General features: G+C 62.4%; 4 protein-coding genes. 2 read left to right on the top strand and 2 right to left on the bottom strand.

Annotated elements, in window-relative coordinates:
• Positions 1-308 precede the first annotated feature (308 nt).
• A complete protein-coding gene (locus tag CWC60_RS15255) occupies positions 309-1,466 on the bottom strand; it encodes an IS110 family RNA-guided transposase (RefSeq protein ID WP_420891142.1) in 1,158 nt (385 codons plus the stop codon).
• 330 nt (positions 1,467-1,796) lie between these two features.
• Here CWC60_RS15255 and CWC60_RS15250 point away from each other — a divergent pair, with 330 nt between their 5' ends.
• Both CWC60_RS15250 and CWC60_RS15245 read left to right on the top strand, forming a co-directional pair.
• On the top strand, positions 1,797-3,974 hold the full coding sequence (locus tag CWC60_RS15250; RefSeq protein ID WP_109794807.1) for a toll/interleukin-1 receptor domain-containing protein: 2,178 nt from the start codon (positions 1,797-1,799) through the stop codon (positions 3,972-3,974).
• A 104-nt stretch (positions 3,975-4,078) separates the two neighbouring features.
• Positions 4,079-5,056 (top strand): hypothetical protein, encoded by a 978-nt coding sequence (locus CWC60_RS15245; protein WP_125182800.1) that lies wholly within the window; start codon positions 4,079-4,081, stop codon positions 5,054-5,056.
• Between the two features lie 188 nt (positions 5,057-5,244).
• Here CWC60_RS15245 and CWC60_RS15240 read toward each other — a convergent pair.
• Positions 5,245-6,416 (bottom strand): IS3 family transposase gene (locus CWC60_RS15240; RefSeq protein WP_109792214.1). Its coding sequence is split into 2 segments (ribosomal slippage): positions 5,245-6,152 and positions 6,152-6,416, totalling 1,173 coding nucleotides; the frame shifts between segments, so codons are not numbered across the junction.
• Between the last annotated feature and the right edge of the window lie 57 nt (positions 6,417-6,473).

Here is a 6,473-nt window from a genome sequence, read left to right as displayed (position 1 = left end):
CTCACATGGGGAATGGTTGGTCAAGGCACGGTTCAGTTTGCTTCGTGCATAGCACTCCTTCCAGGCTGTTGGGATCCAGGTCCGAGCCCTTTCCAATGACTCGGCCCGTTTCCGGACCGATCAAACTCACATCCGGTCGCCGGTCGAGCCGGCTGCACCAATATCCCGCTTTCTGCGGTGGAGGCTCAGGAGGACGGAGCCACTCTTCAACACGGCTATTTCAGCCAAATGATTGTTCGGTCCGTCCACCTGGATCCGGCAAGGCTGATCAGGCCCTGCGGAACAGGATCAGAGGGTAAAGCGGCTTGCTAGGTTGCGCTCATGATCGCGCCCTCTGGAACAACGCCCGTAGTCACAAACTTCCACAGCGCGACGAGCAGCTTGCGCGCCAGAGCCACGATCATGACGCGTCTGTTGCGGCCGCCGACGGCCTTGGCTCGCTCGTGAAACCACAACGTCAAGGCGGACTTCGGCTGGTGCCTCAGCCATAGCCAACTGAGCTGGATCATTGTTGTACGAAGTCGCGCGTTTCCGGCCTTCGAGACGCCCTGCTCCCGGGCAATGGTTCCGCTCTGCCAGGGCGTTGGAGCCAGCCCGGCGTAAGAGGCGAGTTGCCTTCGGTTGGCGAAGTGCCGGAAGAGCCCTTCGGACCACAGGACCATGGCGAATTCCGGACCGATGCCCCTCAACGCCTGGAGGACCGCCGGCGGTGACTGCGATACCTTGGCCTGTGCTGCGAGAAGCGCATCACGCTGCGTCTCCACCATCCTGATCTGTTCCAGAATGAGCTCCAGTCGGTCTAGTTCCCGGCTGAGACGCTGCTTCAGGCAGGCCGGGAGCGGACGTCTATCGCCAGTTCCAAGTGCCTCCAGGCGTTGACGCCGGTCCTGCCGAACCGGCTCGTAGTCCCTGATGCCCTGCGCGAAGAGCAGCCCCTTGATGCGGTTGACGTGCTCGACCCGTTCGGCGATCAGGGACCGGCGCTCACGGCTAATCTGCCGACGGTCCTCTGCCTCTGGCGTGGGCGCCTTCACTATGGCGCAGACCCGCGGCTCGCCGCGTTTGTAGGCGAGCAAGGCTCTGACGAGAGCCTCGCCGTCGATCCCATCCGTCTTGGCACGTCGCCGACGGCGCGAAGTGGCTATGGAAGCCGGGTCCACGACATGGCTCTCGATGCCGGCGTTCCGAAGAGTGCGATGGATCCAGAACCCGTCCAGGCCAGCCTCATGGATCACGATCAGGCGGTACGATTGTCCGGTACGCGCCATGCTCTTCGCCTGCAGCTGGGAGAATCTCGCGAGTAGGCCTGCGATATCCCCGCTCCGTACCTGGTGTCTGGACATCTTCTCCCCGCCGCCGGGCGACAACGACGTGATCAGCCAGGTTGATCGGCTGAGTTCCAGCGACACGAAAACTGCACTCAGATCAGTGCGGACCGCAGCCCGCTCTTCGGAAAGGTGTTCGATCGATGACATGGTTGCCCCCTACAGAGTCATGTTGCGACACCACTCTGAAGGGGTGGGTCGCGACCTACCCCATGGGATCTTCAACCTCGATCGACATCTCAGCCGGAGGCCCGACCTCAAACAACGCCGCGATGCAGCGCTCGCAGATTGGCGTCAGCTGGCAGCCTGTGGTCAAGCAAACCGGCCGTTGACAGGCCGGTTCCGGATCGGTCTGACAATGCCTCTGAAATCGCGGAATGGATTACGCGTTCGGCCAGCCTGACGGCGCGAACCGGATGCGCACCGAATTTGCTCTGACAATGCCCAATCAGGCATTAGAACTCTCGTGAAATGAACAAGATGAGCGACGCCAGAATTTTCTTTTCCTATGCCCGTCGAGACAAGACGCGAGCAGAAGAGATCTATGAAGCCCTGGCAGCGGTCGGCCTGACGGTCTACCGCGACACGGAGGATATCCTGCCAGCCGAAGACTGGCGCGGGCGTCTGAAGGGACTGATCACCCAGGCCGATGGCATCGTCTTTGTGATGTCACGCAACTCGGTCCGTTCAGAAGTGTGTTCCTGGGAAATCGAAACTGCGGCCGGGCTGAACAAAAGAATCATTCCTGTAGTTATTGACGATGTCGAGAATTCGCTCGTACCGCCGGAAATCGAGAAACTGAACTACATCTTTGCCACGCCCGGCAGAGATCTCGATGCGGCAATCCTGCTGGTTCGGGATGCTTGCACAACCGACATCGACTGGGTTCGGAACCATACGAAATTCGGTGAACGCGCCCATGAATGGAATCGAGCAGGGAAATCGCCGAGGACCCGTATCCTGCGGGGAGATGAGCTATACGAGGCCGAGACATGGCTTTCCGTTCAACCCGGTACCGCGCCAACGCCGACTGCTCTGCACCGTGAGTGGATCGCTTTCAGTCGCGCCGCGGCGAACCGGCGACAACGGAACTGGCTTGTCGGTGCATTCTCAATAGCGGCGCTTTCGATTGGCCTCGGCATATTCGCGGAGTTCAACCGGCAGGTTGCCGCCGAGCAACGCGACCGGGCAGAGACAATCCTGGATCGCGGAAGCCAGACCGCAAACGACCTTGTGTTCGATCTTGCGCAGAGATTTCGGGACCGCGAAGGCATTCCCCAGGAACTGGTGCGAGACATCCTGGAACGCTCGCGCGGACTCGTCGATCAACTGGCGCTGGAAGGCGAGAACAGGCCTGACCTGCTGCGAAGCAAGGCGGCTGCGTTGACGGAGATGTCGGTGACCCTGGCGCGGCAGGGCGCACTTGACGCCGCCCTGTCGGCGGCAAGCGATGCGGCTTCAGGATTCGCGGCGCTGTCGGCGGCAGAGCCCGAAAAGGAACAATGGCGGATGGACAGGGCTGCCAGCCTGGACCGGCTGGGGGATATCCTGCTGTCGCTCGATCGCAGGTCCGAGGCTGAAGCGGTCTATGCCGAGAGCCTCGCCCTGAACCGGGATCTGGTTCTTGCACGGCCCGATGACCCGGCGCTCGGCCTGAATCTGGCCGTCGCGTTCGAAAAGATCGGCACGCTGGCCTTGCAGGACAAGGACGTCGATGGAGCGTTGAAAAACTACGGCCGGGCATTGGCGTTGCGCGAAAGGCATGAACCGGATGGCCGCGGCCTCGCCGTCGTGCTGGAAAAGATCGGACAGGCACACCTGGCTCGGGAGGCCGCCGAGGCGGCGGAAGAGGCCTATGTGCGCAGCTTGTCGATCACCCGGACACTTTCGGCCCGGGATCCGTCGAACACCAGGCTTTCGCGCGACCTGTCGGTGATAAACCAGAAGATCGGAGAGCTTCGGCTTCTCCAGGATGACACGGAAGGTGCGCTCACTTTCTTCCAGGCAGATGCGGAGATTGCGCGGCGGCTCTATCAATCCGATCCAGGCCGCATCGAGTGGGCCGAGGACCTGGTGGTCAGCGAGGACCGGTTGGGCCAGGTCTACTGGCGCGTCGGCGCGGTGGCGGAAGCCGAGGCGCGGTTTTCGAGGGCCTACGAAGTCGCACGCTCCATTGCCAACGCCGCCACGGGCCGCACTGTCCAGCTTGATGCCGCGTCACGCGCAGCGCAGAAGCTGTCGCTGGCGCGGTTTAGTACCGGCGACTCCGGGGGCGCGCTCAAGACCGCCGAAACGAATGCAGATGACCTGCGCCAGTCCGGCGAACTCGCCGGGAACCTGGCCGCCGCACTCAACAATGTTGCCTGGTACGCCCTGTTCGCGGGCGATCCGGCCGGAGCCCTGGCGGCGGCCGAGGAGGCCACGGCGCTCCAACCGGACAACGAATCCTTCGCCCTGAACCGCGCTCATGCCCTGATGTTGTCGGGAAGGACCGGGGATGCCCGGGAGATCTATCTGAAGCATCGCGGCAAGGTCGTCGGCGGCCGCGAATGGCCGCTGCTGGTGTCTGACGATTTCAGCGTTCTGCGAGAGCATGGGATCGAACGCGGGCTGATGCGCGAGATTGAAGACCGGCTGGAATTGAACTAGAGCAGCTCCGTCTGGCCTCACCGGCGCCGACAGGCGGCAGCCGTGAGTTCCCCGTATATCGGCACCCGTTCGACACATCAGAAACGGAATCCGGAGCAGCGCCCATGCCGGCCTTTCGAACATTCGCCTCATCCATGCTTGCCGTTGTGGGCATTCTGCTTTCTGCACAATCCACCAGAGCCGATCAGCATGACATGATGGAGGGTTGGCTGTGGGGGATACTCTGGCAGTACATGGAGACGGAACAGCCACCAGCGGCGGATCCGCGTTACCCGGTGTTCCTGAGCGATATCGAATCGCAGCGGCAGCTGGGTCTCCTTGAAGCCAATTACGGACCCTACCGGGGCGAACCGGAACTTCCGAACAAGTGCTTCTACTACGGTGATGGCGGGAACCTGATTTCGGTCTCCGACGACTTCCTGGACGCATATGTTTCCCGTGGTTTCTCGAAGGAGACAATGTGCATGGGTCTGCTGAGCGGAATCCGGTTCAACCCGGAGACCGGTCAACGGCTCGCGACCGTAGTCATGGTCGACCTGAAGGAGGTCCAGTCTCCGGACTATTTCGGTGAGCCCGGCCCGATCACCGAAGAGATCCCTGTCGAACTGCCAGGCTGCTTTCACCGCGGCCTGCCCCTGGTCGATTGCCGCTTCGCCCATCACCCCATCACCGGCGCGCCGATGAAACCCGCCGATACCGACCGGATCGCAGAAGCAGGCGCGAAGGCTCTGGCGGCCGGCCGGAAGTTGATTGCAGAAGGAAAATACAGCCGTCCCTGCGCAGCAGGGGATGCTGCCCGTCCGCTCGAGGACGAAAGCTGCTACACCACCGGCAGCGAAGGCGTCAGGGGCTACCTGCCTTGGGAATATCGAGTGAATGCGCTTCACCCGCAGATGGTCCCCCTGGGCGGCTTCTACCGGTTTGATCCGGCTTTCAGTGAAGGCTTCGCCTACGCCATCATGGCCGACGGCGCAGCCGGACCGTCGGCATCCATGGACAGCGTGAACCTTGTCCTGAGCGGAAAGAACCGTGCGACAAGCGCAAGCCTCAACGCATTGATTGTCGCCGCAAGAGACCGATAAATCAGCATTGCCGAAGACAATGTCAGAGCAAATTTGATCGGCGCGTTCCTCCCCTGTTTCACACCGACTTGGGCCAGCAGTAGCCGCCAGTCTGTGAGCGCGAACTTATGGCAGTTCACCTGCGGATGCCCTCTTTGAACGTCCATTATGAAATTGACCAGCCCCCAGCGATTGGTCCGGGTGGAATGTTAGTGCATGGGCGGCTTTGCCGCCAAGCCGGCCGGCTGGTGAAGCGGAGCGGAGCCTGACGGCCAGCCTGGCGGAATGATGACCTCCGGCGCCGGTGGTCGGTAGCCGAGACGGCTGTGCGGTCGGATCGTGTTGTAGTGACGGCGCCATTGTTCGATGACCACCTGCGCCTCCTTCAGCGTGTAGAAGATTTCCCCGTCGAGCAGCTCGTCCCGGAACCGGGCATTGAAGCTCTCGATAAAGCCGTTCTCCCAGGGTGACCCCGGCTCGATGAACGCCGTTCTGGCGCCCACCGCTGATATCCAGCGCCGCACGGCCTCGGCGACGAACTCGGGGCCATTGTCGGAGCGAACGAAGGCCGGTGGACCGCGGAGAATGAACAGGTCCGTCAGGACGTCGATCACATCGACCGACGAGAGCTTCCGGCGAACCCGGATCGCCAGGCTCTCGCGCGTGAACTCGTCCAGCACGTTCAAGGTCCGGAAGGTCCGGCCATCATGTGTCCGGTGGTGGACGAAGTCATAGGACCAGACATGGTTGGGCCGTTCTGCCCGCAGCCGCATGCAGGATCCGTCGCCCAGCCACAGCCGCCGCCTCTTCGGCTGCCGGGCCGGTACCTTCAACCCCTCGCGCCGCCAGAGGCGCTCGACCCGCTTGTCGTTGATCTGCCAGCCGGCCTCCCGAAGCAAGGCCGCGATCCGGCGATAGCCGTATCGGCCATACTGACGGGCCAGCTCGATCATGTCCGCCACCAGCCGGGCCTCGTCATCACGTCCACGCGGGAGATGGCGCTGCGTGGAGCGGTGCTGGCCGAGAACCCGGCAGGCCCGGCGCTCCGATATCCGGAGACGCCGGCGGACATGATCGATGCAACGTCGGCGACGCGAGGGGCTCAGAAGTTTCCCTTCGCAGCTTCACTCAGAATCTGCTTGTCCAGGGTCAGGTCGGAGACCGCCCGGCGCAGCCGCTCGTTCTCCTTCTCGAGCTCCTTCAGACGCCGCAGCTGATCGCCGCTCATGCCGCCATATTCCCTGCGCCATCGGTAGAAGGTGACTTCGCTGATACCCAGCTGCCGGATCGCATCCGCCATCGACATGCCCTGGCTGTGCAGGACGTCCGCCTGGCGGAGCTTGCCCACGATCTCCTCAGGCTTGTGACGCTTCCTTGCCATCTTTGATCCTCCTTGTTCCAAAACATCAGGATGGACCAATTCAATGGGGGAGGCTCA

Origin of the sequence: Minwuia thermotolerans, from assembly GCF_002924445.1 — a bacterium.
Taxonomy (GTDB): domain Bacteria; phylum Pseudomonadota; class Alphaproteobacteria; order Minwuiales; family Minwuiaceae; genus Minwuia; species Minwuia thermotolerans.
The sequence above is the reverse complement of the archived record's forward strand: the minus strand, read 5'-3'. Positions and strand labels throughout refer to the sequence as shown.